This window comes from Microcoleus sp. CAWBG27 (assembly GCF_020883145.1).
Lineage (GTDB): Bacteria > Cyanobacteriota > Cyanobacteriia > Cyanobacteriales > Microcoleaceae > Microcoleus.
This window is the reverse complement of record NZ_JAHREU010000006.1, coordinates 1-26,235: the sequence shown is the minus strand read 5'-3', so window position 1 is coordinate 26,235 and position 26,235 is coordinate 1. Positions and strand designations below refer to the sequence as shown.

Here is a 26,235-nt window from a genome sequence, read left to right as displayed (position 1 = left end):
GTTTCTAGATTCCGTTTGATTGAGAGAAACCCGGCGGTTGAAACCGCGTCTACACAAACCAAACCCACCTCCGTGGGTTAAAGATTTTATTTGATAATTTTCCATCTCCGAATACCTTCTTCGTCCACGGAGGTGGACATCGTTTTTGTAGCCGCGATTTCCAATCGCCGGGGTTTCTAGATTCCGTTTGATTGAGAGAAACCCGGCGGTTGAAACCGCGTCTACACAAACCAAACCCACCTCCGTGGGTTAAAGATTTTATTTGATAATTTTCCATCTCCGAATACCTTCTTCGTCCACGGAGGTGGACATCGTTTTTGTAGCCGCGATTTCCAATCGCCGGGGGCTATAAGAAATCATCTTCAGAATTTCCTCAGAATTGAGCGTTAGCCTAAAAATAGAACGATCGCCCGATTCAATCGATCGAGGAAATATCCCATGAAAACAGATTACCTCATCGTCGGTAGTGGTTTATCAGCACTGGTGTTCGGAGCCTTGATGGCCAACTCCGGCAAAATCGTGCACATCCTGGAAGCTCACGAGCATCCCGGAGGCTTTGGGCACACCTTTACAATGGCCAAAAAATACACGTTTAATGCCCAATTCCACTACGTTTGGGACTGCGGCGAAGGGCATACAGTCAATCGAGTCCTCAAAAAACTCGGTCTCGATCGCGATGTCACCTTTGAGCGCTACGATCCGAATGGCTACGACCATATGAGAATGCCCGGATATGCGCTAGATATTCCCTCGGAAGCAGAGGAACTGATCCGGCGATTGTCGGCGCTGTTTCCCGAAGCCAGCGAGAGAATTCGCAAATTCGTCAACGAAGTCGAGCAAACCGGCGCGGGACTCAGAAAACTCGCTCCTCCCGTCAAACCAATTGAATTAATCAAAAATTTCGGTGACGTATTCTGCGCCGTCCAACACCTCAACAGCACACTCCAAGACGTTTTCGATAAATTCCAACTCCCGCAAGCCGCCCAAACTTTATTAGCTCTGCAATGGCCGGACTTTTTGCTACCTCCTAACCAACTTTCTTTCTATGCTTGGATTGCTTTGTTTCGAGGCTATCAAGAAGGTGCATTTTATCCGACGCAGCATTTTGAAGATGTCATCAATTCTTTAGTTAAAGTCATTGAATCCAACGGCGGGAAAGTTTTACTAAACCATGAAGTCACGAATTTCAGGCTGACAGATAGAACTGTCACGGGAGTTGAAGCGATGGATTTGACCACGCATCAAACCCATGAATTCACGGGCGGCACGGTGATTTGTAACCTCGACCCCAAAAGAGCCGCCAAGATGATTGGTGAGGAACTGTTCTCAAAAAAAGTGCGGCGGAAACTCGATTATGAGTATTCTGCATCCAACTACATGGTGTACTGCGTTGTCAAAGATATCGACCTGCGAGACTACGGCTTTGGCAAGTGGAATACGTTTCATTCCGAACATTTGGATCTGAATGAAGCTTTTGCTCAAATGTATGACAAAAATGATTTTTCTCGACCCAGTTTTGCGATTACAACGCCGACTTTACTCACCGAAGCGCGGCCCGATTGTCCCGAAGATTGTCAAATTGTAGAATTTCTGACTGTGGCTAACTACAGTTATTTTAAACAACTTTGGGAGACAGACCGCAAAGCTTACAGGCAGAAGAAACAAGAGATTCTCGACTCAATTTTAGACGTAGTTGAAAAACACTATGTTCCCAATTTCCGCAAACATATGGTGTTTCATATTACCGGAAGTCCTACGACTAACGAGCGCTTCTGTTGGTGTCCAAATGGCAATTCCTACGGTTCTACCCTGACGCCAAAAAACATGGGAGTCGATCGGCTAAATCACGAAACATCCCTCAACAATTTCTATTTCTGCAACGCATCCTCGGGCTATCCAGGCTTTGCGCCGACATTTTGGACGGGGGCGCTGCTTTATCAACGTTTGTCCGGCGATGCGATTTTAGGCTAGGAATAATTCGTTACTCGGCGATTGAAATCGCTTTAGGTACGTAGTTGCGCTTCAGCGCTCTTTCCTAATATTTATAAAGAGCGCTGAAGCGCAACTACATACCTTAGCCCAAGTGCGAGCCGATCTTTAAGCGATACTTTTGGTAGTTTTATATTTGCTATCCTGATGATAAAACCACCTACTGATTCACGGGGGTTAGGGGGAATCGGAGCCAACCTAAGAACGAGAGAAATCAAGGACTTACATTCCTTGCTACAAACTTTTTTTAAGCTCTTAAGCATTCGATGATTAATGTTCCATTCTATCAATTTAGGAGAGAACCATGAGAATTGCAATTGTTGGGGGCGGAGCTAGCGGTATGGCTACAGCCTACTGGCTCAACAAACAGGGACACCACGTCACTGTGTTGGAAAGTCAGCCGATTTTAGGCGGACACATTCGGACGCTCAATAAAAATGTTTTGCCAAATCAATCTGATTGCAATGAAATATTAGAAAATGGGGTGCTGGAATTTCCCACTGTGTTTTACAATTTCGTGGCTTTAATGCAGGAGCTAGGCGTTGAATTAGAACCTGTGCAGATTGGTTCAGCGCTGTTTTTTAAAGATGGCGGTCACTTTTTGTCGGCGGTTGCTATTCAAAAAAATTTTACGGGAATGCAACGCTTGATTGAGTATTTGCAACTCGACAGTCTCTACGCTCGTTCGGCTGGATTTCTGCTAAAAATGCGGTTTGCCAAACAGCACGATTTCTACGATATGCCACTTTCTCATAGTTTAAAAAAGTCGTGCATCCGCAATGATTGGCTGAAGTTGCTGACGATGTACAGCTACTCGATACCGTTTGAATTGCTCGACGATTTTCCAGCGGAATTGGCGATGCCGGTGCTGCGCGAATATGCTTCGGTGAATTGGGTGAGGATTAAAGGGGGAGTCTATTCTTATATTGAAAAGATTCTGGAGCGGTTTAAAGGGGATATACTGCTGAATGTGGAGATTGCCAAGATTTTCCGAAGTGCTGGTGCTGTAAAAATTGTGCTGACCAATGGGGAAATTCAGGAATTTGATAAGGTGGTTTTTGCGATGCCGCCAGACCAAGTGATGAGGCTGTTGGCTGACCCGACGGAGGCGGAAACGAAGCGGTTTGCGGCCTGGAAACCCAATTATGCCACAACTGTGCTGCATTCGGATACTTCGATGTACGATCGCTACGGTATTCGCAAGTTATCGGAATTCGATTTTTTCGAGACGGACAAGGGATGGGGCTACAATGCGAGCTTGAATCAGCTTTGCGGTATCACATCGCCGCGAGAGTACAGTTTAGCGTTTAAGTTGGAGGAGGCGATCGCGAAAAACCAAATTATTCACATTCAGCAACATCACACGCCACTGTATAGCGTCGAGTCTTTTCGATACCGAAACGAAGTTATCGAGACTAACGGCGAGAACAATACCTATCATGCGGGAGCTTATTTGGGGGATGGCTTGCACGAAGGAGCGATTACCTCTGCTTTGCGAGTCGCAAAATTAATCGGCTGAGTGGAACGTTGATGCTACAAACTCTAGGAAATAAAGTAATTTCCGACATTCTACACATGAGGAATTTATGGATATGCCTAAGAGTAGATGCTAGGAGTGCAAAACATAGTTTATAATCTACCAAAGATGATACGATACTAACAGCAAGTAAACTCGTGTCCGCTGAAAACACTGTAAAATAAGTTTGTAGTGGGTTAAGTCCTCAGAAAATGCTGAAAAATTAAGTCCTGACTACAAACTTATTCTATTAAGGCTAATTGACCGAACACGATATCGCACCTGTCTGTCGGGCAACTTTCTTTACTTGCAGTTAGGCAGAGGTTTCTATCGATGTTTTTTGAGTCAAAATTGAGGAATGATTATGTCAAAAGAGAGAAAAAGCAACAAAGAAGTCAAAAAGCCAAAAAAACAACCTGATGGTGTTGCTAAGCCGAAGGATGACAATAAAAATTTTGGTAGCAGGGACGGTCAGAAGGAGAGATAGCTACCATTCTAGGGATGGCAATTAATTTTGTTCGATTGTCATTCCTCTCAAGGTTCAACTTATTTAACAACTATCCCGTTTTTGGCTCATCCGAAAACGGGTTTATTATTAGAGCGTATCCGCAGAGAATGCTCGCAATCATCAGATTGGTTGATTGTGGTAATTGAGCAATAAAATATTATATTTAGGCTATATGTGCGGTTTTATTGTCGTCAGATAATTTAGGTACGTAGTTGCGCTTCAGCGCTCTTTATAATATTAAGGAAAGAGCCTTTAATCTGAGGTACGTAGTTGCGATGAAAGCGCTCTTTATAGTATAAGCTAAGAACCTTTAATCTGAAGTACGTAGTTGCGATGAAAGCGCTATTTCCTAATATGAGCGTATAGCGCCCAAGCGCAACTACATACCTTGGGGCAAGGGCGAGCCGACCTTTGAGCGATACTTTTGGTATGAGAATAAAACCACCCTACCTAATCCCTCACAGCGAGATCTCAGTCACCGCAATATTACCGCCAAAACAGACATCAACATCAGTTCCCGCAGTTCGATCGCGCGAGCCATACTCTCCGACATAATAAAAGTATTCTCCCTCTTGGCGGTAAACCACAGGCAGCGGCTGAGTTGAAGGGCGACAAAACACAATTTCCGGTTCCGCACTTCCCGGCGCTAAATGCGGAAAATTCACATTCCAGAAACACCCCGGCTTTGATTCCCGACTCAGTAAATCGGCCAACACCCGCGATGTCCAGCGAGTCGCGACATCCCAGTCAATTTCCAGCGGCCTTTTAATTCTATGGGAAATTGCGATGCCAGGAATACCGTGCATGGCTGCTTCCCGCACCGCAGCAACTGTACCTGAAATGTACACGTCAACGCCCAAATTGCCGCCGGCGTTAATCCCGGAAAGTACCAAATCCGGTTTTGGACAAACGTGATTGAGAGCAATCCGCACGCAGTCTGCGGGTGTTCCTCCTACAGCATACTCGACGGACGATCGGCGATCGACATGAATCGGACTGTGAGCAGTCACCTGATGCCCGCAGCCCGAAAGTTGCCCTTGAGGGGCCACCATAATTGTCTTGCCCTCTACAGCCTGCAAAAGTGCCTGAATCCCCGGAGCATCAATGCCGTCGTCGTTGGTTAAAATTATCGTCATTGAAAATTTGTCCTAAATTTGACTATATCCGCAAAAATTGACCTAAAATTCCCAAACTCAAGGAAATGTCAACCTAGTTGTGGTAAAGTTTTGTGTCGATTGCTTTGTGTCAAGGCAATTTGCAAGTTCAGTTAAACGCGCTCACAGCTATGTTTTTGTTACCAATTCTACCCTTAGCTCAAGCAATCCCGAAACCTCCGAGTCAACAAGTCATCCAAATTCAGCGAGAAGTCCCGCTACCGGAAAACGAACTGGATTTACCACCACAACCGCAGACAACCGCCCCGCTGAAAACTGTGACGGTGCCCCAGCAAGTGCGCGTTTTGCCGGGAAAACTCGACAGCATCCCCGTTTTCAACAGCAACAGCCCCGAAGTTGTACAAACCGAAGGCATTTTGCTCTCCACATTTCCCGAGGAATCCAAACAAGTACCTTCTGCACACTTAAACTTTGCCTTCAAAGGCCGATTTGACATCTTCGCCCACCACATCGCCAAAGCTAAAAATCGCGCCCAAACTCGCACCTTATTTCAAGGCATAATTGTTCACAATCCCAACTCGGAACCTGTTACTTTAAATATCCTGCAAGGAGCGACTTATTTAACTCGCCCGGATGCTTTGTTTGTCGATTTGCCGTCGTATTTAGAAAATCGATTCGGCACTGTGTTTGCGGGGCCTGGCAGCCGCATCACCAGCGATGTGCTGCGGGGGCACAGACAAGCCATTTTGCCTGCTGCGATCGAAATTCCGGGCAATCAGAGCCGAATGCTGATGAATTTGCCGATACCTGTGGGCAATGTCACGCCTTCTTCTAACGGTCGATCGACTTTGATGCGAGTTTCGAGCAGCAATTCGGTTTATGTTGCTAGTTTAGCGATGTTTGCTCCTCAAACCAAAGAAGGAGTCGAGCAATATCCGACTTTAGAACAGTGGGAAAATATTTTAAACACGAAAGGTTTAGCTGGGCCGAGAGATTTGGCTCCAACTCCCAGAGGCGAAAATCCACTACAAAAAATTTACGGGCGCGTGGCCGGAGTCGCTGAAGGTTCCGAGTGGAAAGCTAAAATTACTGACAATTCGAGAACCGATTATTTAACCGTTCCCAAGCGCGGCGAATCATTTTCCTATGCTTTGAGCACTACTGATACGGGTACTTTTGGGACGGGTCAAATTCAAAGCGCTAAAATGTTAGCTCGCTATCCCGATACTGCTTATTTTGCTCACGGTAATTACGGGATTCAATACAATTTAACTTTTCCGCTTTATAATAAGTCTCGTGAGTCGCAATCTGTCAGCATTAGAATGCAAACACCGATCAAGGCAAATACTGAATCGGCTGGATTGATGTTTTACGATCCGCCGGAAAATCGGATATTTTTCCGAGGTACGGTGCGGGTGATGTTTAATGATGATGGGGGGAAGACTTTGACGCGTTACATTCACATTGTGCAGCGCCGGGGACAGCAGGGTGAAGCTTTGGTAAATGTGAATATGAAGCCGGGAGAACGCCGTTTGGTGCAGGTGGATTTCTTGTATCCGCCGGATGCGACGCCACCGCAAGTGTTGACAGTGCGATCGAGCAATTAGTTGATTGTGTGTGATTGAGTTAGGGCGGCCAGTAGGTTGAATCTTACTGGCAACAATGATAAAGTTTATACAACTGCCGAATAAGGAGAATAGTTATGTCTGTTCAGATGCAAAGACGGCTATTTACAGTGCAAGAATATCACCTCATGGGCGAGGCTGGCATTTTGGGTGAAGATGACCGAGTGGAATTGATAGAAGGAGAAATTGTTCAAATGGCTGCAATTGGTACTCGTCATGCAAGTTGTGTAAAGCGCCTGAACCGCCGTTTTAGCGTGATTCCAGAAGACTGTGCTATTCTAGGCGTTCAAGACCCGATCCAGTTAACTGAGCGTACAGAACCTCAACCGGATATTGTATTGCTACAACCTCGCGCTGACTACTACGCTACTGCACATCCAGTACCATCAGAAGTTTTGTTGTTAGTTGAGGTTTCTGATAGCACTGTTGATTTCGATCGCAATGTGAAAGTTCCTAACTATGCTCGTTCTGGTATTCAAGAAGTCTGGTTGTGGGATCTTGAGGTGAATTGTTTAGAAGTTTACCGTTGTCCGACGGCAGAGGGCTATACTTCTATACAAAAGTTTGAGCGGGGAGAAATGGTTGCACCGCTAGCTTTTCCTGAATTTGAAGTCAGCGTTGATTTTATTTTGGGTTAGAGCTATCTAAAAATAGATATAGCGGTTATCACAAAGATGAGGTATGTTGTTGGGCTTTAGCCCTCTGAGTTTGGTGGTTATGTAAGCTGTCAGTTATACCTCATCTTTTTGAGAAAGGCTCTAGAATATTATAAGTAAAAAGAGTGAACTTAGGCTAACTGCCGAATAAGGAGAATAGTTATGTCTGTTCAGATGCAAAGACGGCTATTTACAGTGCAAGAATATCACCTCATGGGCGAGGCTGGCATTTTGGGTGAAGATGACAGAGTAGAATTGATAGAAGGAGAAATTGTTCAAATGGCTGCAATTGGTACTCGTCATGCAACTTGTGTGCGGCGACTGATCCGACAGTTTCGCCAACTTCCAGAAGAAAGTGCTATTTTGGATGTTCAAAACCCAATTCAGTTAAGTGAACGTACCGAACCTCAACCGGATGTTGTCTTGCTGCAATTTTGTTTTGACTACTACGAAACAGCACATCCAATACCATCAGAAGTATTGCTTTTAATTGAAGTTTCTGATAGCACTGTTGATTTCGATCGCAATGTGAAAGTACCTAACTATGCTCGTTCTGGTATTCAAGAAGTATGGTTGTGGGATCTGGAAGTTAATTGTTTAGAAGTTTACCGTTGTCCGACGGCAAATGGCTATACTTCAATGAAAAAGTTTGAGCGGGGAGAAATGGTTGCGCCGCTAGCTTTTCCTGAGTTTGAAGTAAGCGTTGATTTTATTTTGGGTTAGAGCGATATAGAAGTAGATAAGCTTATGGTGTGGTTTGAACGCGATCGATTAATCGGGTATTGTTAACGATCGAGTTTTGCTCAATAGCTTGCGTTGAGTCAGGCATTCTGCACGATTAACTTGCAATAAATACACACTTACTCGACCGATCGCACTTAGAGGTTCGATCGTACCACTTTCAGTTTGAAGTTGAAAATGGTCTGCCCAGCGATCTTTTCGAGGGTTGTAAAGTCGAACCACTTCACCTGTTTCTGGATCGATCGAAGCAATGTCGCTGCCTTTATTTTTGTTACAAAGCGAGCAAGACAAAGCCAGATTGCTTTCAACTGTTTCGCCCCTGTGTTTTTCTGCGATGATATGGTCTACTTGATGAGACGAGAGGGCGAGTGTTTCTGGAATTAAACAATATTCGCAGCATCCGTTGGCGCGATCGCATACCGTTCGTCGCAGACTAGCTGAAACGTAGGTTTTACTCATGCTGCCTCGCTCAATTTCAGCAGGGCTTGTGCTTTGGCAATGCGTACTAAATGTTCGACAAATTCGTATTGTTGCCACAAACGCTGCTCGATCGGCGTGAGTCCTTCCGTGCGGTTTTTCTCTAACAAAGTATCGATTTCAGTTTGAACAGCGTCGGACAAACGGAGGGCTAATATTTCTTGTGGTGATGGTAAACTTGCTATAAATTCTAAGATTTGCGTGAGTCCAGAAAATCCATTTGAAGGATTAGCTTCGACTTCCCTCAATCCCAGCATCAAAATCTGTGGTAAGTCATCTTTGAGAGAATCGAGGCGCATTGCTAGTTCGTCGGGAATTTGAAGGGTAATTGTTGCCATTTTTTTTACTCGCTGACGCTCTGATTAAATCATAGCACAATAAAAGTACGATCGCCCTTACGCGAGAAATCCAGCGTGCGATCGTCCCGCGAGACAAGGTAAAAGTGCGATCGCCCTTCCCGATCTTAATCGCTTCACCCTACCAATCAGTTGAATAGGGGCAAAATTTTAGTTAGAATTGTTGTCGTCGAGGTCTAGATTTTGTATTGGCAGTTCTGAATCTAGTGATGTAGGTATTTGGATCTTAACAACAATTACTATTTGATTTTTTTCAATACTTATATTACTTATATTAACTATGCTCTTTTCAGGTAACAAATTACTGGGTGGCAATTTAGCAGATGACTGAGTTTTATATCCAGCATCCTCAAGCCATTCAGCAATATTTCTCCAATTTTCGATCTTTTCAATCCCTTTACCGACAAAGCCTTTAACGTATCTATAAATAGTTGCACACAAATCAGTTTCCACACCTTTGGGATTTTTTTGCAGCTTTTCGGCGATTTCAGCGGGACTGTTGCCGCAAAGCAACCCCCGCAGGTGCAGCTTTTCTACGGGGGTGAGAGGCTTTCCCTTAACGGCGGCCAAGTCTGCGTACAGAGTTTTTAGATCCCAGCGGCTTTCTGCTTCGACGAAGCGATCGTTTGTGGATGCCATAAATAGGTGTGTGTGAAGTTCCTGATGGAAGTCTAACATAATTCCTGATGTATGTCAGTTTACGAGCAGTGTTATTCAGCTTAATATACTTGAAAGCTCAACTGTAAGTGGTGCAATTTACAAGTCAAAAAGTTTGTGACTGGGCTTTTGAGTGATTATTGATGGCAGTTAGCGACCTGACAGGGGAGTAGGGCTGAATTTTGGTAAATTTCTCGCTTTGACTCTAGTTTCGGGTGCTGCTGGTAATTTTTTTAATTTATTTTCTGGGTTTTGCATAATTTTGTGGATTAGCCCCTGATATATAAACAGGAGGCTGTAGCATCTCTTCTTGGGGTTGATAAGCAGATTGAAAGATTGAAATTATGGCTTCGTCTCAGAATCAAGGGGTCACTCCTTTACTCACAGGCTCTAAACTATACTTCAGCAAAAAAGCAGTGAGATTGGGAAATGCTGTTTATTTAATTCGTAACATTACCGGTTTTAGAGTCACTGAAGCTCAAATTACTGAGACAACAAGAAATAAAAAAGGAGTGCCATTTGAGGTTTTGATTTGTATGTATGTGGCAGCATTATTCTTATTAATAAAAGAAAGCGAAAGAATATGGCTAATAGTAATTGTCACAATGATTATACTGGCTTTAGGTTATAATTTTTTTATACCCAAAACAATCAAAGTAATCACAGCCCAGTATTTGATTGAAGTATCTTTCATTTCAGGAGATAAAGCAAATCTTTTACTCACCAGTGGTAAAAATATCACCAGTGAAAAATTATTAGAAGAAGTAGTTTCAGAATTATATAAAATTTTAGATAGTAATGAAGAAAAAACTTACGTGATTAATATAGAAGACAATTCTATCAATGTTGACCAAAGTGGCTCCTCAATTGGTATTGGATACTCTGGGAGCATTAGTGTTCGGCAAGTAGGTGGTAAGATATATAATGAAAACAATAATTAGCTATGGCTACGGAGATATTATGTCAGAACCCAAAATCAATCAAAGTCAAGCATCAATAGGTGTTGGCTACTCTCAGAATATAAATTCTCAGCAAGTAGGTGGTACTATCCACAATTACTCACCTGAACAAAAGCAAAATCTAGCTGAAGCAGCAGCAGAAATTCAGAAATTGCTAGAGCAACTGGCACAAAATTACCCAACGGAGACTCTGAGCGAAAAAGCAGTTGTAGCAGAAGAGGCTATAAAACAAATAAAAGGCGACCCTACTTTAGAACAGCGAGTAGTTAGTTTAATTCAAGCGATGAGTGTTGAGGCATTAATGCAAGCGATCAATCATCCTGTAGCAAGTGTATTGCGTGCGGGTTTAGAAGCTTTTAAAGAACCAAGTTAATCACTTTGCCCCAAAAGGCGGGCGATCGCCCTTAATCTCCAAAAGAGCGATCACCTCCTATTCCCCAAAAGTAATCTTCCATGATTTAATTTAAATAGCCAATCCTTTTGCACTATAAAATCAAAGGCATCCTCAAACACAAAAGTGGCAAATAACATACCTATATTACTTCCAGGTGAAAGCACAGTCGGACAGTTTGGCGACTTGAACAAAATCCGCCGCACAGGAGACAACCTTACACCCCACCATATTCCATCCGATGCTTATATGAAACAAATAGGAATCTCTGGTTACACTAGAAATAAGGGTATTGCTATCTTGATGGAACAGCCGTATCCAGGAAGGGGTGGTCGTCATCGGTGTACACAATCCTATGGACAAAGACCAGACTTTAGTCGATCGGGCAAGCTCTAGCTCGTGCGGTGTGGGATGTGCGATCGATTTATCGCCAAGATCGGCTGTATACACCACAAATTAGGCGGAATTTACAACAAGTCATCAAACAAAACAAACTGGCATGGTTGGGTACTTTTGATAAAATGGGAGATATAAGATGAACGTTAATTTAATAATAGAAACATTAAATGCTAATAAATTCATGCGCTCTGATGAGGAAGTAATGAGTTTTGACTTCACTTTAGCCGAACTTGCCCTACATCCTAACAGCGAATATTTGCCAACACTTTATCTAGTTTTCGATGACAGATGCGAACAACATGAAGTCATGTATGGTCTCATTCATTTTCTGGAATCTTTTGAGCTAAAAGACCAGTTGCAGGCGTTTATTGATACCATAGACCGGATGATTGTGAATGCTAAAGAATGGACAATGATTCTAATTTATGGAATTATCAATCAGGATTTAGCACGGAATTTATATAGCCAGATGTTACATTCTACCCATTCTCAAAATCGGGATTTATGTACGCATTTGCTGCGCGAAATAGTTGCTAATGAATCCCCTCCTTTATCTTCCCATGCTGAGTCAGTTATTTCCGGCGCAACTGCGATCGACATTAATATTGATGAAATTCAGAGGGATCTGTCAAGCTTTCTTAAACTCATCCAAGATGGTAATATCTTGGTACTCTTGCAAGACGATCGCCCAATAGCCGAAATTAAACCTATTAAATAAAGCCTCTCGCCATTAGAAAGGAGCGATCGCCCCTGATGAATAACTATATCAATAAAGAGGTAGTTTGCGATTTACTGTTGGGTGGGGGCGGGTTTATTCAGATTTTTGGTACTTGTTAGATATTGTTGGTGAACCCGCCCCTACAGCAATCACTATCTACCGATCGGGCATCATATTAATTACAGAACAAACTCGGCTCTACATGAAAAAAACTCCCCAGAATCAATGCCAACTCCTTACCAATATCTCCCTCGCCATTAACCACTTCAGACACTCTTGTTTCAGATCCCATAACGGGTACCAAATCCGCAGGTTGTAAATCTCTTTGTTCCATCAAAAACAGCAGTATTGAACGAGGCGTAGCTGTGGCTGCTGGTGCGTAGTATTCTTGCTCAAATTTTTCAATCAATGCAATCAGTAATTCATATAACTCATTTTCTTCAGGAGTGCGATCGCGCTGGTGCATCAACTCTTCCACCATAGCCAGAGCTTTCTCATTATCCGCTTCGTTTCTAATTATTTTTGGCTGATACTGAGACAATAACTCTTTGTATTTATCTGGATTAAAAGTAAGGGTCATTTTTCCATTTCTCCTTATCATACTCAGCATGGGTGAGAATATATTTGATATAAACTAATTGGCTTTCATAATCAATACTAACTATTAATCGATAATTATTACCTTTGATATTAAAAACCGTAAATCCTCCAACAGCTTCGGCTTTAGGAAAAACAGATTGTACCTCAATTAAGTTAGACCATTTAGCCTTGCTAGTAATTTTAAACCAGTTATCCAAAGCTTCCCCGCAATCAGCATGAGTTTCGCTGTATTCACGCACCCGTCGGTAGCTGATTATGTGCATCTACTATAAGCAATTTAAACTAAATTTCAGTTTAGCTCAACTAATTTCTTTCGTCAAGTGCGATCGCCCTTAATGTCCAAAAGTACGTGAAGCGTAGCTATCCCGTAGGGAATCGCCCTCCTGAAATTAGTTAATGGTATAATCATCAATCGCATACCATCTAGAACTAAACCAATTATTTTGAATAATGGCAGAGATACTTCTGAAGACAGTCCAGAAGTTATAGAACAAGATATAATAGAGCAAACGATTGAAGTAGGAAGTGGTTGTAACTGGACAGGCAGTGGAGTAGAACCTCAGTGGCATAATCCAAAATCCATCAAAGCCTACGATCATATCGATCGCCATCATGGCCCAAAACTGAAACCCCTTAATTTTAGAGGCAGGGCTGCATCTAAAAATCAGCCTCAAGGTCAGTGGCTAAATGCTCAAGACTGGGTAAAAGCTGAACAAGTGACACCGAAATATCCCGGTTGTTACATTATAAATTTTAAGCGTTCTATTGGGAAAGTTCACTATCCCGATGGGACAATAATTGAAAATGTTACCCATGCTTTTATTAGAAGGAAACCAGATGGAACATTCAAATCTGCTTATCCTGTTCTCAATGATGCTACGCTGTCCTCATTAGAAAGGAGCGAAGAAGATGAATAACTATAGCAATTTTACAATCCACCTAGAAGCACCTAATGGCGAAAAATATGCCGCTCCACCAGAGGACTCATTAGGAGAAATTTCGCATTTTGAATTAGGGCTGAAACTATTTTGCTTTGAATGCGATCGCCCAGTTTCAATAGAAATCGGTGAACAAAAAGTCAAAGTGTTTTTCGACCCCGATATCTGTATGCTCCTAGAAGATGAACTCCCCAAAAAACTCAGTGAGTTATCTCAAGGCAAACCCATCAAAATAGAATTTGTTGAAAGTGTGTGTCTTACTCTTGAATTGCAGCCCTTAACCAACGATAAAATTAGCTGTAATTTCAAAGAGTTTGGATATTTATCTCCAAATCAGTTTACCCTAAAATCCAGAAATCAACACTTTGAACTGAATAAAACTAAAGTTATAACAGAGTTAAAGGGATTTGTCGAACAACTCATGGAAATGGCTGTAAATGGTGGCTACATCACCGCCGATGAAAAGCAAGAATTCCTGATGCCACTCCGCGAAATTGCGCCTGCTTCGGCTATTTGTTAATTAAGTGCGATCGCCCTTAATGTCCAAAAGAGCGATCGCCCTTAATGTCCAAAAGCGCGATCGCTATTTTACTAAATCGCCCTTAACATACAAAGATTCTAGAAACTTAACAGATTCCTATCGTATTAGTGAGTAAACTTCCACTCGGAATTATTTAACCGCAGAGGACACAGAGAACGCAGAGGAAGAGAAGAGAGAGGAAGAATTCGGATGAATTGGGGATTTGATATAATATCGATTTTTGAGCTGCATCGGTATTGTATGATTTTAAATGTTGTAGGGGCGGGTTCACTAACAATAATTGCCAATAATCTACAATCTCATAAACCCGCCCCCGCCCATACTAAAGTGTCAAAGACTGAGGATTCGTCTCGATCAATTTGGCTAAATCTTGCAAGAAAGACGCAGCGTCTGCACCGTAAATAATTCGGTGATCGCAGGTAATATTTACCTGCATTTGCCGCTTCACTCCCATCAAACCTTCCTCGTTAGCTACGACTTGCGGCCGCGAAGAGCCGATCGCCAAAATCGAGCCTTGATTCGGCGGCAAAATCGCGTCAAACTTATCTACTCCATACATTCCCAAATTGGAAAGAGTGAAAGTTCCCGTGCTGTATTCGTCGGGTTTTAGCTGTTTGGCGCGAGAGCGATCGACTAAATCTTTCCAACTGCGGGAGAGAGAATAGATGTCCAGACGATCGGCATTTTGCAACACCGGTGTAATCAAACCGCCGCCGTCCATCGCCACCGCTACCGCCACATTAATATCCGAACGGTGTTGAATTCCCGACTCCACATAACAAGCATTCAGCAGGGGATGTTTTTGTAAAGTTACTGCTACTGCTTTTGCCAGCATAGCCGTCATCGTGACGCCTTTTGACTTAATTTGTTTGTAGAGTTTGTCGAGATTGTCAGTAGTAATTGTATAGCCGACGCGGAAACAGGGCACGCTCAAACTTGCTTCCATATTGCGAACTACCGCATTTTGCAGCGCATTCATCGGTACTCTGTTACCGGAAAGCGCTACCGCTGGAATTGGTGCGGGTGCGGGTTTGGCTGCTGCGGGTGCGGGTGCAGGTGCTGCGGGGACTGTTACTGGTTGCTGAATCGGGGCTGGTTGGGCTTTACCGGCGGCTGCTTCCACATCTTCTGCAACAATCCGACCGTTGGGGCCGCTGCCTTTGATGGAATTTAAATCTACTTTAAACTCTTTGGCTAATTTGCGAGCGCGAGGAGAAACGACGCTGCGCCCGTTTTGGCGGCTGACGTTTTGCTGCAAACCCACTGATGCTGTAGCTGCGACAGGAACGGGGGCTGCTGGGGCTGGGGCTGCGGCTGCTGGGGCGCCGGCTCCTTGTTTCTGGGCTTCTGCGATTTCGGCTTCTGTTTCTGCTACTAGGGCGATCGCAGCTCCTACTGGGGCAACTTCGCCTGCTGGTACAATAATTATTGCTAGATAGCCTTCGTAGAAAGACTCGACATCCATGTCGGCTTTGTCGGATTCAACTACGACTACCGTTTCGCCCTTTTCTACTTTGTCCCCAGCCGATTTGACCCAGGAAACAATTTTGCCCTCTGTCATGGTAGAGCTCAGGGCTGGCATGAAAACTTCGCGAATCATCTGTAAAAATTCCTTGTGAGTTGGTAATTGGCGATCGGTAAGCTTGGAGGCATTTAAGTTGCACGATCGAAAACAGTTAAACTTTTGTGGGGTGGGCAGGAGAGCCATTTGTGTCAACAACAGGCTTAAACCTAGGATCGAGGTCGCTTTTAGTCTAGTTTCGATCCCCCCTAACCCCCCTTAATAAGGGGGGGACAAGAGCATTCTTGCGTCTTCCCTTGGGAAGAGGGAGCGGCGAGAGATGGGTACAATAGCCTTCAAAGTCCCCCTTCTTAAGGGGGATTTAGGGGGATCGAGTCTCGGCTATAACCCTGATTTAGACCTGGTTTTAGCCTGTTGTTGACAAAAATGGCATTCTCCCCGCTCCCAAGATACAAGTTCAATGCACAACAGTTGGTTTGGCGATTGATAATTGGCGCTCGGCAATCGGCAACAATCATTATTATGCCAGCCTCTAGTCCGAAGATGTGCGACTATCAACTCAAAATTACCTACCAATTAGCAATTAGCAATTACCAATTACCAATTTCTAATTTCTAAATATCACCTCGAATTTCTTCGACTATGCCGTCGCGCAGCAGAACTTCTACTTGCATTTTTTGAATCAAGTTTTCTCCCACCCCGACGGTGAACGTGCCGTCAATTTGACCTTGACTCACTTCTTGTTCGAGGTCTAGCACCTGCACTTGCTGAAGCTGTTGCAGGTTTTGGTTTTTCTGTTCTAGCAGTTCGCTCTTTCTTTGATTCACCTGCACTTGAATGTTTTCTATTTGCTGCATTACTTGCGGCCCGGGGGGTTGCAGGCTTTGCTTTTGGATTTCTGAAACCATCCGCTGCCCTTGCATTTCTAGCTGTTGTAGCTGAGAATCTATTTGATTGATTTGGGCTTGGAGTTGCTGTTGAGCTTCTTCTTTCCAGCGGGGAGTAACGACGACTTTTACATTAATCGATCGCTTCAAGAGTAATTGTGGTTCCATAAATTTGTTGCTTGTCAATTGCGAATTAGGCATTAGTTATTAGTCATTAGTCATTAGTTGGTAAATATTTCCTAATGACTCAGGACTCAGGAATCGGGACTCGGGTGTTGGTGTCAACTGAACGTCAAACCTATTATCAGTCTTATGTCTGGCGATTCAGGCAAGATCGCCCCGAATTCTTGCCCCCTACTCGACCCCTACTCCCCTTCAGAAGGGGGGGATAAGAATCTTCTCAAAGTCCCCCGACCTAAGGGGGATTTAGGGGGATCGGGCCTCTGCTATAAACGAGAGATACAGGGGATAAGAATCTTCTCAAAGTCCCCCTTATTAAGAAGGATTTAGGGGATCTTGCCTCTGCTATAAACTAGAGATACAAAGGTTTTGAGGCTTAAGTTGACACCAATCGGGACTTGGGTGTAGGGATAATTTTTTCTTCTCCATTCCCCAAGTCCTCCGAATATTTCAAAACATCCCGTCAATCATATCGCGGTAGTGTTCCGTCACAACCGGGCGCTTAATTTTCAGGGTCTGGGTCAACATTCCATTTTCCATCGAAAATGGCTCCTGAATCAACCGGAATGGGCCGATGCGATCGTCCGCGCGGTATCCGGGGCGATTTTGCACCTCCCGGTTCAATTCTTGACGGAATAAGTCTTGAATTTTCTTGCTATTCCAGTCAATTTCGTGTATTGGCGGATTCTGAGTTTCTGCCCATTTCTGCACGGCTTCTGAATTGGGGACAATTAAGGCGCCGATCGACTTTTGGTCTTGACCTACTACCATAATTTGGTCGATGTAGGGGCTGCGGACGCAGGCATCTTCGATCGGCTGGGGTTCGATATTTTCGCCGTTGCTGAGGACGATCGTATCTTTTGCCCGCCCAGTCAAAATTAAGTCGTTTCCCGGTGTCAGCCAACCCAAATCGCCGGTGTCAAACCAGCCTTCGGAGTCAATGGCTTTGGCGGTAGCTTGGGGATTGAGATAGTAGCCCTGCATGATTTGCGGCCCGCGTCCCAAAACTAAACCGCGCTGGCCCGTTGGCAGTTGCTGTTTAGTTTCGGGGTCAACTATTTTAATTTCAGTATGGGCGATCGGCTGTCCGGCAGAACCTTTAAGATTGTGCCAAGGGCGGCGGACTGTTAAAACTGGAGATGTTTCAGTTAAACCGTATCCCACCAACAAACCGATATTCGCGATTTCAAAGAAATTGTCTAAATGCGCCGCCAAAGAACCTCCGCCGCTAATTGCCCACTTAAAACGTCCTCCCGTAGCTTCCCGAACTTTTTGGTAAACCAGTTTTTCGGCGATCGCGTGGACGGGAGATAACAGAATACTTTTGATGCGGGCGATCAGTTTTTCCGAATCAGAAGCAGGTTTCAAATTGAGAGTTAAACCTTGGAAAATGCGGCGGGCTTCAATGTATTGCTGGCTGGCAGATAACAGAAAGTTCACCAATTTTTGTTTGTTGGGTGGCTGTTCTCTAAATTGCTTTTGTACAGCCTCGTAAATCGATTCCCAGATGCGCGGAACGCTCACCATGTACTGGGGCTTGCAACTTTTAAAGTCTTGTTTGAAATAGCGAATATTGGTGTAAATTTGCGTGCATCCTTGGGAAAGCAAGAAGTATTCGACTGTGCGTTCGTAGGCGTGCCAACTGGGCAGGATGCTGAGGGCCGATTCGCCCGGTTCGGGTTGCAAAATTGTGCCGAAGGTGGTGAGTTGGTGCAGCAGGTTCCCGTGAGTCAGCATGACGCCTTTGGGTTTGCCGGTGGTGCCGCTGGTGTAGAGGAGGGTGGCGAGGGTTTGGTGGTTGTGGTTGGCGGGTTTGAAGGGGCGGTTGGCGCCTGTGGCCATGACTTGGGAAAATTTGACTGTGGTTAGGGTGAGGCTGGTTTCTGGTTCCTCGTCGGAGAGGAGGACGATAAGTTCGATCGGCAAATCGGGGAGGCGCGCTTGCAGTTTTTTGAGTAATGCCAGGTTTTCGACTACTAAAGCGGTACTGCCGCTGTCTTGGATGATGTAGAGGAGTTCTTCGGGATCGGCGGTGGCGCCTCTAACGGCGTTGGCGGCCCCAGCCGTCATGATACCTTGATCGGCTATCAGCCACCGGGGGCTGTTGTCGGCGAAGAGGGCGACGCGGGGAGGGATTGTGTCTGTTGGGTTTGGATTGATGCCGAGGGCCTGCAATCCGCTGGCGAATTGCTGGATTTGTTGGTAGAGGTCGGTATAGGTGAGTTTAATTTCCGGTGTCGTGTGGGGATCGTGGAGGGCGACGGTTTGGGGAAATCGCTGTTTGACGATCGCCCAAATTTCAGGTATCGATCGAATGCCACTATAGTCGATCGTGCGGCTGAGGTTGGCGAGTTCAATCTCGCTCATTTGGGAGGCGGCGCCCGGTGCGGAGTGGTTCATAGGGTATTTTCGGGGGTTTTGAGAGATAAAGTTATTGGGTACAAGTTTAATATCAGAGTTATTTTAGACCTTCGTGGCAGTCTCGTGACAGTTTGTCAACCTGCCGTTGTCTATTTAGAAAATTAGGGATATTAGATGATGAGATTTATATTTCGACAGAAACACAGGATTTTATCAAGGTTGATAGTAGTTACTTGTTGTGCGATCGTAGGGTTATCTGGAAACACACTGTCTGTGAATGGTGCAGAAGTGCGATCGGCAAACAAAACATTTGCTGATTGGTGTCGCCAAAAAGCCGATTTGAGTCCTGAAACTAAACATACTGTTGAAGTGCTCTCGAAATTTATCACGTGCACGAAGGACTATAAATCCTCCTTATGACTCAGTTGAATGGCTCCGTTGGAAGGATTTTTTCAGGGAGTATGCGAATTCAGGGGAGGTTGGGGAGTCATATCATGTCCGCTGGATTGCCATAACAAACGCGGTTCGTAGTGCAGTTCGTAGTGCGGACTGAAGTCCGCACTCAAACTGCGGACTTCAGTCCGCACTACAAACCGATCGCACTTTGCTCTCGGGCTAGTTGCTCTGTCAACCACTGGATTTCTAGCTGGATGGTGTCTGTACACCTTTCCCAGGATGCTGCTTGATACGAGTCAACAGGATTTTCCTGTTCAGTTTGTTGGCTCTCTAGATAGTCTTGGCGCAGGTAACAGACTCTCAAGCGGTGTTCGAGCAACTTGATTCTTTAGCAGAAAGCCGTCCTTGAAGGGCGGGGTTTTAAACCCAAATTTCTGATAAGAGTAACTGTTGTTGTTTTAGCCGATAGCCGTGCAAGGGTTGCCGCTTTAGCAGCCCTAGGGCTGATAATTCAAGCATTTATATCAAAGTGATATTATAGTCTGGATTATATGACTGTATGCGATTTAAGGGCGATCGGGCAAATAGCTAGTTTTAAAGAATTTTGAATTCTAAAATACACAGTTAACAAATATTGTCAAGGTTCTTCAGATATATATTGTTTTAAGGTCAAGAGAGAGCGATCGCTTTATAAACTACTACTGTGTTCATTTGCGATCGCCCGCTCGCGTGAGATTTTAGTAAAAAACCGCGCTTGTCCGCTGCAAAAAAGTTGATACGCCTGTGGGCGATAAGTTTCCCACTAAAAGGAAACTCCAAATTCTTTGATTGAATCCCGTTAAATACGCCTACTCAATTCTCAATTAATTCCTGGAATTCCTGCTACAAATTAGCAACATTTCTTTACATCAATCCTTCTGGAATGCACAACTTATAGAGAATTGAAATCTTTTAATATTTAATTAAGCCATCTCCGTGTATTTACGGATGCAGGGCGGAAGCCTGCGGGGCTTTCCTTTACAGAATCTTCACAATACTCCGCGACAATACGGGTGATTTATAAAGATTGTGTAAAGATGACCCTGTAACTGTAGCCATACGAGCCATTTTGTAAGTTATGATTGGAACCAGCGAAAACAATACTTACGCAATCACAGCACTTTCTTAAAAAAACCGAATTCCGACATCTCAAAAGTTGTCAAAAATGTTGAAATATGAGGTTTTCGCCGCAAAACTCAATAAGCATTTTTCAGCCGGCTAGGTGGCACTAAAAAATAAAAGATCGGCTCAGTCTGGTTAATTGTCGGTCAATAAAATTGACACAAAAATTGAACAGGGAAAGCTATGAAAAAAAGTTTAGGGGTACAAAATTACTTCGAGCGCTCCCCAGCCTCATTGCCAACAGTTCCAGCTATTGAAAAACTCTTGGAGGAAATCAGTCCCGAACCGACATTAATTGCAAAATTAAATACAGCCTGTGAAATTTGCGAGTTTCAACTCGGAGATGAAATCACCCAATATCAAACACCGGATAATACCAATAATTTAGCTGAACAAGCACAGAGCGATTCCCTACGGGATAGCTTCGCTTCACGCAATTTTTATTTAGTTTGCCAGGGAAGAGTCAGGCTGCTAGCGGTAGAAGCCTCTCAACAGCAGGAAGTTTCCGCGGCGGTACTGGAACTCGGAGCAGTGTTTGGGACAGACGACGTATTTATTGAAAACGGGCTGCCTTACAGGGCAATTGCGGCCGGCACTTGCCAACTCGCTCGAATTAACTGCGCCAAATTACAGCTTGTTATAGAGGAATTCCCCCAACTGCAACAGCACTTGCAGCAAGAATATCAACAGATGCAGCAGTTGATTTTTTTCAAGACGCAAACAGATTTGCGATCGCTAAAATCCCACCAACAGCAACTTCTGTGGCCGCACTTACTTCCTTATCTAGAAGAAAGCCGAATTCCCGCCGGAGTTTCCCTCGCAGAACACTGCCAAAAAACCACCAATTATTTTTGGCTCCGTAGCGGTAAAATTCAAGGTCAAGCACCGCCAAGTATCGGGAGTCACTGGGGACATTCAGACGTACCGAGCGACTGGAAAGCAGCAACAGACCTGCTGATTTACCAGCTCAACTCAAAACAGTGGGAAATGGCAAAAGCCACAATTGCTTCCGACAGCAATACCCGCCCCAAAATTATCCGCAAACCTCCGACTTTAACCTTAGTAACTGCGCCAAAAGATGCTTCGTCTACCTCAAAGAATGAGCCGTCAAAACTAACCGCAGTCGAGTCTCCCAAATCGGCATCCGGAATCATCAGTTTCCCAAAACCCAAGCGGCGCAGATGGTTGAGCAGCGGACACCCATTCATTCAACAACAGAGTACAGCAGATTGCGGAGCTACCTGCTTGGCTATGATTAGCGAATATTGGGGTAAGAAATTCAGCCTGAATTACTTGCGGGAATTGGCAGAAATCGGCCGCAGTGGCGCCTCGCTCAAGAGTCTGGCAAAAGCAGCGGAAAGAATGGGGTTTCAAACCCGTCCCGTGCGAGCTTCTTTAACTCCACTCCGCAATCAAAATCCCTGGATAGCTCACTGGCAAGGCAATCACTACGTTGCAGTTTACCGCTTTAAAAATCAACAGGTTTTAGTTGCCGATCCGGCGGCGGGCAAGCGGTGGATGAGTGTTAAAGATTTTACCGACAGTTGGACTGGGTACGCCCTGATTTTAGACCCGACAGCGGAACTATACCGCAATCATAGTGCCGAACATAAAGGCATCAAAGTTAAGAATTTTCTGGGCATAATCTGGCCCTACCGGGCTACGATCGCCCAAATTTTGGTAATCTCTTTGTTGATCCAACTGTTTGGGATCGTTACTCCCCTGTTTACTCAGGTAATTCTCGACCAAGTAGTTGTCAGCAAAAGCATCGTCACTCTGCACGTTTTCGCGATCGGACTGCTGATGTTTAGTGTTTGGCGATCGCTCTTGGGGGCAACGAGACAGTATTTGCTGGATTACTTGTCCAACCGCATTGACCTGACTTTAATTAGCGGGTTTATCAGTCACACTCTCAGTTTGCCGATCAAATTCTTTGAATCTCGTCAGGTGGGCGACATCTTGACGCGGGTTCAGGAAAATCAAAAAATTCAGTCGTTTTTGACTCGCCAAGCGATTACGGCTTGGTTGGATGCTTTGATGGCTGTGGTTTACATCGGACTGATGGTTTACTATAACTGGCGTCTGGCTTTGTTGGTGCTGGCTTTGATTCCGCCGATCGTGATTTTGACTTTGGTGGCAACTCCGTTTCTGCGCCAAGTATCGCGGGAGGTTTTTAACGAAGGTGCCAAGCAAAATTCATCTTTGGTGGAAATGATCGGTGGGGTAGCGACGATTAAGGCAACTGCTGCCGAGCGAGAAATGCGCTGGCGCTGGGAAGACCAATTAACCTCCATGATTAATGCTAAATTTCGGGGCCAGAAGTTGGCGAACTCTTTGCAGGTAGTTGGGGGTGGAATTAATACTTTGGGTAGTACGGCTTTGTTGTGGTACGGGGCAATGCTGGTGATTCAAGACGAATTGACGATCGGTCAATTTGTGGCTTTTAATATGATGATTGGGAGCGTGATTTCTCCTGTGCTATCGGTGGTGGGACTTTGGGATGAGTTTCAAGAAGTGCTGGTGTCGATCGAGCGTTTGGATGACGTATTCTCGGCAGAACCTGAAGAAAGCCCTTACAAACCAATGCTGGTGCTGCCTCGCATTCACGGAACCATCAAATTTGACAATGTTTCTTTCCGCTATGCTCAGGATGAGGAACGCAATACGCTGCAAAATCTTTGCTTTGAGGTGCAAGCTGGAGAAACTGTGGCAATTGTCGGCCGCAGCGGTTCCGGTAAGAGCACTTTGGTGAAGCTGCTGCAAGGTTTCTATTATCCAGAAAAAGGGCGGCTGACTGTTGACGGCCACGATATTCGCCACATTTCTTTGCAGTCGCTGCGAGTGCAGTTGGGTGTTGTCCCTCAGGATTGTTTCTTGTTTTCGGGAACGATTTTGGAAAATATCACGCTGTACAAAAATTTGGAAACCCCCGCCAGTCATGGCGAAGAAGGAACATTTGGTGATTCTGCAAGCTTGGAAGAGGCGATCGAAGTGGCAAAGCTAGCAGAAGCTCACGCTTTTATTCAAGATATGCCGCTTGGTTATCAAACTCCTGTGGGGGAGAGGGGCACGAGTTTGTCTGGAGGCCAGCGCCAGCGAATTGCGATCGCCCGTGCTCTGTTGGGCGATCCGCGAGTTTTGATTTTGGACGAAGCAACTTCTTCGCTGGATACCGAGTCTGAGCGCAGGTTCCAGCAAAATCTGGCTCGCATCAGTCGCGATCGCACTGTGTTTACGATCGCTCACAGGTTGTCTACAGTACGCAATGCCGATCGCATTTTGGTTCTAGACAAAGGCATTTTAGCCGAACAAGGCAACCACGACCAATTGATGGCACAACGTGGACTCTACTATCACCTTGCTCAACAACAGCTCGATCTTTAATACCAATTTTGTATGAGGCCCCGTAGCATCTGATCCCCCCTAACCCCCCTTAATAAGGGGGGGACAAGAGTATTCTCAAAGTCCCCCTTCTTAAGGGGGATTTAGGGGGATCGAGATATATGCAACTGCCAACTGCCAACTGTCAACAGACTAATTTGGAGTAAATATCATGCTTTCAGAAGACGCCAAAAATTTATGCGCCGCTCCTGATGAGATAGCCGAAGTCTATGGGGGCGTAGCTTTAAGGCAAGAAAACGAAGCCAGAAAAACAGACCGCTCTTTAGAAGTAGTTGAATCTCAAAATCGCTCTTCTAAAACTACTAATGACTATATCTATCCGGCCAAATTTCGGCAGCCTGAGGCTGATAATTGGTCTACTTCTTTGCACTCGGTACTAGACCAACCGCCAGTATCTTTTCCTCAGCAGTTGATCTTAGGAGGTCTGGTATTTTCCATAGCTTTTGTAGCGTGGGCAACTTTGGGAAAAATAGATCAAGTCGGTCACGCTCAAGGCAAATTAGTTCCCAAAGGTGATGTTTACAAAATTCATCCGACGGAGCCGGGAAAAATTATTAACCTCGCGATTAAAGAAGGTCAAAAGGTCAAAACTGGACAGTTATTGGCGGAATTAGACCCGGAAAATGCTTCGAGCGAGGTGGAGCGTCTAGATAAAATTCTGGATGCTTATCAGATTCAATTGGTGCAGCAAATTAGTTCGATCGAGAGAACTCGACTGGAAGCTCAGGCGAGCCAAGCTATTGCTGCTGCCGACAAACGGGGGGCTCAAGCTGCGATCGACAGATCTCGCGCTTCAGCAGCCACCACGCAGTCTCAAATCGAGCAATTGCACGCAGATGTAGTCTCTCAGAAAGCGCGGCAGGAACAGATCAAACCTCTGGAAAAGCAGGCACAAAATCTGTTGTCGCAACTGAAAACAGATATCACTTCTCAAGAGGCGAGGCGCGATCGCGTGAAACCGCTGCAAAATAAGAGTCAAGACTTGCTGGCACAATTGCGAGCAAAAGTGGCGGCCCACAAAGAGCGGATCGGGCGGCTCAAACCTTTGGTAGATGAGGGGGCGCTGTCAAAAGATGTACTATTTCAAGCTGAAGATGCTCTGCGGGAAAGCCAAAATGCCGTGATTAGAAGCCAGTTGGGGGAAAAAACTCAGGCTGACGATCGAGTATTTGAGGTCGAGCAAACCGTGCGCGACAGACAAAGTGCTGCGATCAGGAGTCAACTGTCTGAGGCGACTCAGGTTAAGGAAAGGCTGTTTGAAGTCGAGCAAGGTTTGCGCGATCGCGCCAGTTCGATCGACAAAATGCAAGGCCAATTAGCCGAACAACTCGCAGAAGTCGATCGACTGCAAGCCGAAGCCGACAGCAAACAAGCAGCAGCGCGCCAAATGCAGTTAGAAAAACAGCAAAAAATTCAGCAGTTGGAAATGGAATTAAACCAAATCAAATCCAAAATTGCCGAAACCCAAACCCTGCTCGCTCAAGCCAAAAACAAGCTCAAACAAAGATTTCTCTACGCACCAGTCAGCGGAGTAATTTCCGCCCTCAACATTCACAACACCGGCGAAGTCGTGCAACCGGGTCAAACTATTGCAGAAATGACCCCCAATCAGGCTCCGCTAGTGCTCGAAGTCAGTTTACCGAACCGAGAAGCGGGATTTGTCAAAATCGGAATGCCGGTACAAGTCAAATTCGATGCTTTTCCCTATCAAAATTACGGCGTGATGCCGGGAAAAGTTGTATCGATTTCGCCAGATGCCAAAACCGACGAGCGATTGGGTGTTGTTTACCGGGTGGAAGTGAGTATCGATCGAGACTCAGTGAAAGCCAACAATCAAACCTGGAAACTCAAAGCGGGCCAGACAGCCACGGCGGAAATTATCATCCGCCAGCGCAGCATAGCCGACATTTTGCTCGATCCGCTCAAGCAACTACAAAAAGGCGGCATGAGTTTGTAGTCAGTTGACAGTTGACAGTTGACAGTTGACAGTTGTCAGTTGTCATCAGTCATTAGTCATTAGTTAGAGAGAAAAAACAAAATTCTCCCCTCTCCCCCTCTCCCCCTCTAGGATCGCGCCATAGGCGATCATGCCGCGGGACAACTGGGCCGGTTCATAGGCGGCCCCCCGGCGGATTGCGTC

23 protein-coding genes are annotated in these 26,235 nt (G+C 45.1%); 13 read left to right on the top strand and 10 right to left on the bottom strand.

Annotated features, from left to right (window positions below; translation table 11 throughout):
* Positions 1 to 438: 438 nt before the first annotated feature.
* The 3 genes from QZ938_RS05395 to QZ938_RS05385 all read left to right on the top strand — a co-directional run bounded on the left by QZ938_RS05395 (position 439) and on the right by QZ938_RS05385 (position 3,992).
* On the top strand, positions 439 to 1,971 hold the full coding sequence (locus QZ938_RS05395) for an NAD(P)/FAD-dependent oxidoreductase (protein ID WP_293347531.1): 1,533 nt from the start codon (positions 439 to 441) through the stop codon (positions 1,969 to 1,971).
* A 322-nt stretch (positions 1,972 to 2,293) separates the two neighbouring features.
* Entirely contained in the window at positions 2,294 to 3,508 is a 1,215-nt protein-coding gene (locus QZ938_RS05390) for an FAD-dependent oxidoreductase (RefSeq protein WP_293347533.1), read from the top strand.
* Positions 3,509 to 3,869: 361 nt separating this feature from the next.
* Entirely contained in the window at positions 3,870 to 3,992 is a 123-nt protein-coding gene (locus tag QZ938_RS05385) for a hypothetical protein (RefSeq protein WP_293157680.1), read from the top strand.
* A 479-nt stretch (positions 3,993 to 4,471) separates the two neighbouring features.
* Here QZ938_RS05385 and surE read toward each other — a convergent pair whose 3' ends face one another.
* The gene (surE, locus tag QZ938_RS05380) at positions 4,472 to 5,149 is read right to left on the bottom strand and encodes a 5'/3'-nucleotidase SurE (RefSeq protein ID WP_293347535.1); all 678 of its coding nucleotides are present in this window, start codon (positions 5,147 to 5,149) and stop codon (positions 4,472 to 4,474) included.
* A gap of 149 nt (positions 5,150 to 5,298) precedes the next feature.
* Between surE and QZ938_RS05375 the strand changes: the two genes are divergently transcribed.
* From QZ938_RS05375 to QZ938_RS05365, 3 genes are all read left to right on the top strand, one after another.
* A complete protein-coding gene (locus QZ938_RS05375; protein WP_293347655.1) occupies positions 5,299 to 6,735 on the top strand; it encodes a DUF3370 domain-containing protein in 1,437 nt (478 codons plus the stop codon).
* 95 nt (positions 6,736 to 6,830) lie between these two features.
* Positions 6,831 to 7,391 carry a Uma2 family endonuclease gene (locus QZ938_RS05370; protein WP_293157674.1) on the top strand — a complete coding sequence of 187 codons (561 nt, stop codon included), beginning with the start codon at positions 6,831 to 6,833 and terminating at the stop codon, positions 7,389 to 7,391.
* A gap of 180 nt (positions 7,392 to 7,571) precedes the next feature.
* Positions 7,572 to 8,132 (top strand): Uma2 family endonuclease, encoded by a 561-nt coding sequence (locus QZ938_RS05365; protein WP_293157672.1) that lies wholly within the window; start codon positions 7,572 to 7,574, stop codon positions 8,130 to 8,132.
* 48 nt (positions 8,133 to 8,180) lie between these two features.
* Here QZ938_RS05365 and QZ938_RS05360 read toward each other — a convergent pair whose 3' ends face one another.
* The 3 genes from QZ938_RS05360 to QZ938_RS05350 all read right to left on the bottom strand — a co-directional run bounded on the left by QZ938_RS05360 (position 8,181) and on the right by QZ938_RS05350 (position 9,622).
* Entirely contained in the window at positions 8,181 to 8,609 is a 429-nt protein-coding gene (locus QZ938_RS05360; RefSeq protein ID WP_293347538.1) for an HNH endonuclease signature motif containing protein, read from the bottom strand.
* On the bottom strand, positions 8,606 to 8,965 hold the full coding sequence (locus QZ938_RS05355) for a hypothetical protein (RefSeq protein ID WP_293347541.1): 360 nt from the start codon (positions 8,963 to 8,965) through the stop codon (positions 8,606 to 8,608). Before QZ938_RS05355 ends, QZ938_RS05360 begins: the two co-directional genes overlap by 4 nt.
* 168 nt (positions 8,966 to 9,133) lie before the next feature.
* Positions 9,134 to 9,622 carry a helix-turn-helix domain-containing protein gene (locus tag QZ938_RS05350; RefSeq protein ID WP_293347544.1) on the bottom strand — a complete coding sequence of 163 codons (489 nt, stop codon included), beginning with the start codon at positions 9,620 to 9,622 and terminating at the stop codon, positions 9,134 to 9,136.
* Positions 9,623 to 9,984: 362 nt separating this feature from the next.
* Here QZ938_RS05350 and QZ938_RS05345 point away from each other — a divergent pair, with 362 nt between their 5' ends.
* The 3 genes from QZ938_RS05345 to QZ938_RS05335 all read left to right on the top strand — a co-directional run bounded on the left by QZ938_RS05345 (position 9,985) and on the right by QZ938_RS05335 (position 12,107).
* Positions 9,985 to 10,581 carry a hypothetical protein gene (locus QZ938_RS05345; protein WP_293347547.1) on the top strand — a complete coding sequence of 199 codons (597 nt, stop codon included), beginning with the start codon at positions 9,985 to 9,987 and terminating at the stop codon, positions 10,579 to 10,581.
* Complete coding sequence (locus QZ938_RS05340) at positions 10,565 to 10,972, top strand: hypothetical protein (protein WP_293342196.1); 408 nt, start codon at positions 10,565 to 10,567, stop codon at positions 10,970 to 10,972. The genes QZ938_RS05345 and QZ938_RS05340 overlap by 17 nt, the downstream gene beginning before the upstream one ends.
* 553 nt (positions 10,973 to 11,525) lie before the next feature.
* The gene (locus QZ938_RS05335) at positions 11,526 to 12,107 is read left to right on the top strand and encodes an Imm30 family immunity protein (RefSeq protein WP_293347550.1); all 582 of its coding nucleotides are present in this window, start codon (positions 11,526 to 11,528) and stop codon (positions 12,105 to 12,107) included.
* A gap of 175 nt (positions 12,108 to 12,282) precedes the next feature.
* On the opposite strand, the gene QZ938_RS05330 is transcribed toward QZ938_RS05335, so the two are convergent.
* Positions 12,283 to 12,687, bottom strand: a complete 405-nt coding sequence (locus tag QZ938_RS05330) for a transcriptional regulator (RefSeq protein ID WP_293152590.1) — start codon at positions 12,685 to 12,687, stop codon at positions 12,283 to 12,285.
* Positions 12,671 to 12,970, bottom strand: coding sequence for a type II toxin-antitoxin system HigB family toxin (locus QZ938_RS05325; RefSeq protein WP_293152593.1), 300 nt, complete (start codon positions 12,968 to 12,970; stop codon positions 12,671 to 12,673). Before QZ938_RS05325 ends, QZ938_RS05330 begins: the two co-directional genes overlap by 17 nt.
* 180 nt (positions 12,971 to 13,150) lie before the next feature.
* Between QZ938_RS05325 and QZ938_RS05320 the strand changes: the two genes are divergently transcribed.
* Positions 13,151 to 13,624, top strand: coding sequence for a hypothetical protein (locus tag QZ938_RS05320; protein ID WP_293152596.1), 474 nt, complete (start codon positions 13,151 to 13,153; stop codon positions 13,622 to 13,624).
* The gene (locus tag QZ938_RS05315) at positions 13,617 to 14,165 is read left to right on the top strand and encodes a hypothetical protein (protein ID WP_293152599.1); all 549 of its coding nucleotides are present in this window, start codon (positions 13,617 to 13,619) and stop codon (positions 14,163 to 14,165) included. The genes QZ938_RS05320 and QZ938_RS05315 overlap by 8 nt, the downstream gene beginning before the upstream one ends.
* Before the next feature lie 343 nt (positions 14,166 to 14,508).
* Here QZ938_RS05315 and QZ938_RS05310 read toward each other — a convergent pair whose 3' ends face one another.
* The 4 genes from QZ938_RS05310 to QZ938_RS05295 form a co-directional block, all read right to left on the bottom strand.
* Positions 14,509 to 15,786 (bottom strand): dihydrolipoamide acetyltransferase family protein, encoded by a 1,278-nt coding sequence (locus QZ938_RS05310; protein WP_293152775.1) that lies wholly within the window; start codon positions 15,784 to 15,786, stop codon positions 14,509 to 14,511.
* Between the two features lie 536 nt (positions 15,787 to 16,322).
* Positions 16,323 to 16,763, bottom strand: coding sequence for a YlqD family protein (locus tag QZ938_RS05305; protein ID WP_293152602.1), 441 nt, complete (start codon positions 16,761 to 16,763; stop codon positions 16,323 to 16,325).
* A 462-nt stretch (positions 16,764 to 17,225) separates the two neighbouring features.
* Entirely contained in the window at positions 17,226 to 19,175 is a 1,950-nt protein-coding gene (locus tag QZ938_RS05300; protein WP_293347553.1) for a long-chain fatty acid--CoA ligase, read from the bottom strand.
* Between the two features lie 547 nt (positions 19,176 to 19,722).
* Positions 19,723 to 19,911 carry a hypothetical protein gene (locus QZ938_RS05295; RefSeq protein ID WP_293342155.1) on the bottom strand — a complete coding sequence of 63 codons (189 nt, stop codon included), beginning with the start codon at positions 19,909 to 19,911 and terminating at the stop codon, positions 19,723 to 19,725.
* A gap of 965 nt (positions 19,912 to 20,876) precedes the next feature.
* Here QZ938_RS05295 and QZ938_RS05290 point away from each other — a divergent pair.
* Positions 20,877 to 24,077 (top strand): peptidase domain-containing ABC transporter, encoded by a 3,201-nt coding sequence (locus QZ938_RS05290; RefSeq protein ID WP_293347562.1) that lies wholly within the window; start codon positions 20,877 to 20,879, stop codon positions 24,075 to 24,077.
* 169 nt (positions 24,078 to 24,246) lie between these two features.
* Positions 24,247 to 26,052, top strand: a complete 1,806-nt coding sequence (locus tag QZ938_RS05285; RefSeq protein WP_293347565.1) for an HlyD family efflux transporter periplasmic adaptor subunit — start codon at positions 24,247 to 24,249, stop codon at positions 26,050 to 26,052.
* Positions 26,053 to 26,235: the final 183 nt, after the last annotated feature.

What these genes read in the sequence shown, in the direction of transcription:
- QZ938_RS05395 (WP_293347531.1), top strand. Translation starts at nt 439, where the DNA reads ATGAAAACAGATTACCTCATCGTCGGTAGTGGTTTATCAGCACTGGTG.
- QZ938_RS05390 (WP_293347533.1), top strand. Translation starts at nt 2,294, where the DNA reads ATGAGAATTGCAATTGTTGGGGGCGGAGCTAGCGGTATGGCTACAGCC.
- QZ938_RS05385 (WP_293157680.1), top strand. Translation starts at nt 3,870, where the DNA reads ATGTCAAAAGAGAGAAAAAGCAACAAAGAAGTCAAAAAGCCAAAAAAA.
- surE (WP_293347535.1), bottom strand. Translation starts at nt 5,149, where the DNA reads ATGACGATAATTTTAACCAACGACGACGGCATTGATGCTCCGGGGATT.
- QZ938_RS05375 (WP_293347655.1), top strand. Translation starts at nt 5,299, where the DNA reads ATGTTTTTGTTACCAATTCTACCCTTAGCTCAAGCAATCCCGAAACCT.
- QZ938_RS05370 (WP_293157674.1), top strand. Translation starts at nt 6,831, where the DNA reads ATGTCTGTTCAGATGCAAAGACGGCTATTTACAGTGCAAGAATATCAC.
- QZ938_RS05365 (WP_293157672.1), top strand. Translation starts at nt 7,572, where the DNA reads ATGTCTGTTCAGATGCAAAGACGGCTATTTACAGTGCAAGAATATCAC.
- QZ938_RS05360 (WP_293347538.1), bottom strand. Translation starts at nt 8,609, where the DNA reads ATGAGTAAAACCTACGTTTCAGCTAGTCTGCGACGAACGGTATGCGAT.
- QZ938_RS05355 (WP_293347541.1), bottom strand. Translation starts at nt 8,965, where the DNA reads ATGGCAACAATTACCCTTCAAATTCCCGACGAACTAGCAATGCGCCTC.
- QZ938_RS05350 (WP_293347544.1), bottom strand. Translation starts at nt 9,622, where the DNA reads ATGGCATCCACAAACGATCGCTTCGTCGAAGCAGAAAGCCGCTGGGAT.
- QZ938_RS05345 (WP_293347547.1), top strand. Translation starts at nt 9,985, where the DNA reads ATGGCTTCGTCTCAGAATCAAGGGGTCACTCCTTTACTCACAGGCTCT.
- QZ938_RS05340 (WP_293342196.1), top strand. Translation starts at nt 10,565, where the DNA reads ATGAAAACAATAATTAGCTATGGCTACGGAGATATTATGTCAGAACCC.
- QZ938_RS05335 (WP_293347550.1), top strand. Translation starts at nt 11,526, where the DNA reads ATGAACGTTAATTTAATAATAGAAACATTAAATGCTAATAAATTCATG.
- QZ938_RS05330 (WP_293152590.1), bottom strand. Translation starts at nt 12,687, where the DNA reads ATGACCCTTACTTTTAATCCAGATAAATACAAAGAGTTATTGTCTCAG.
- QZ938_RS05325 (WP_293152593.1), bottom strand. Translation starts at nt 12,970, where the DNA reads ATGCACATAATCAGCTACCGACGGGTGCGTGAATACAGCGAAACTCAT.
- QZ938_RS05315 (WP_293152599.1), top strand. Translation starts at nt 13,617, where the DNA reads ATGAATAACTATAGCAATTTTACAATCCACCTAGAAGCACCTAATGGC.
- QZ938_RS05310 (WP_293152775.1), bottom strand. Translation starts at nt 15,786, where the DNA reads ATGATTCGCGAAGTTTTCATGCCAGCCCTGAGCTCTACCATGACAGAG.
- QZ938_RS05305 (WP_293152602.1), bottom strand. Translation starts at nt 16,763, where the DNA reads ATGGAACCACAATTACTCTTGAAGCGATCGATTAATGTAAAAGTCGTC.
- QZ938_RS05300 (WP_293347553.1), bottom strand. Translation starts at nt 19,175, where the DNA reads ATGAACCACTCCGCACCGGGCGCCGCCTCCCAAATGAGCGAGATTGAA.
- QZ938_RS05290 (WP_293347562.1), top strand. Translation starts at nt 20,877, where the DNA reads ATGAAAAAAAGTTTAGGGGTACAAAATTACTTCGAGCGCTCCCCAGCC.
- QZ938_RS05285 (WP_293347565.1), top strand. Translation starts at nt 24,247, where the DNA reads ATGCTTTCAGAAGACGCCAAAAATTTATGCGCCGCTCCTGATGAGATA.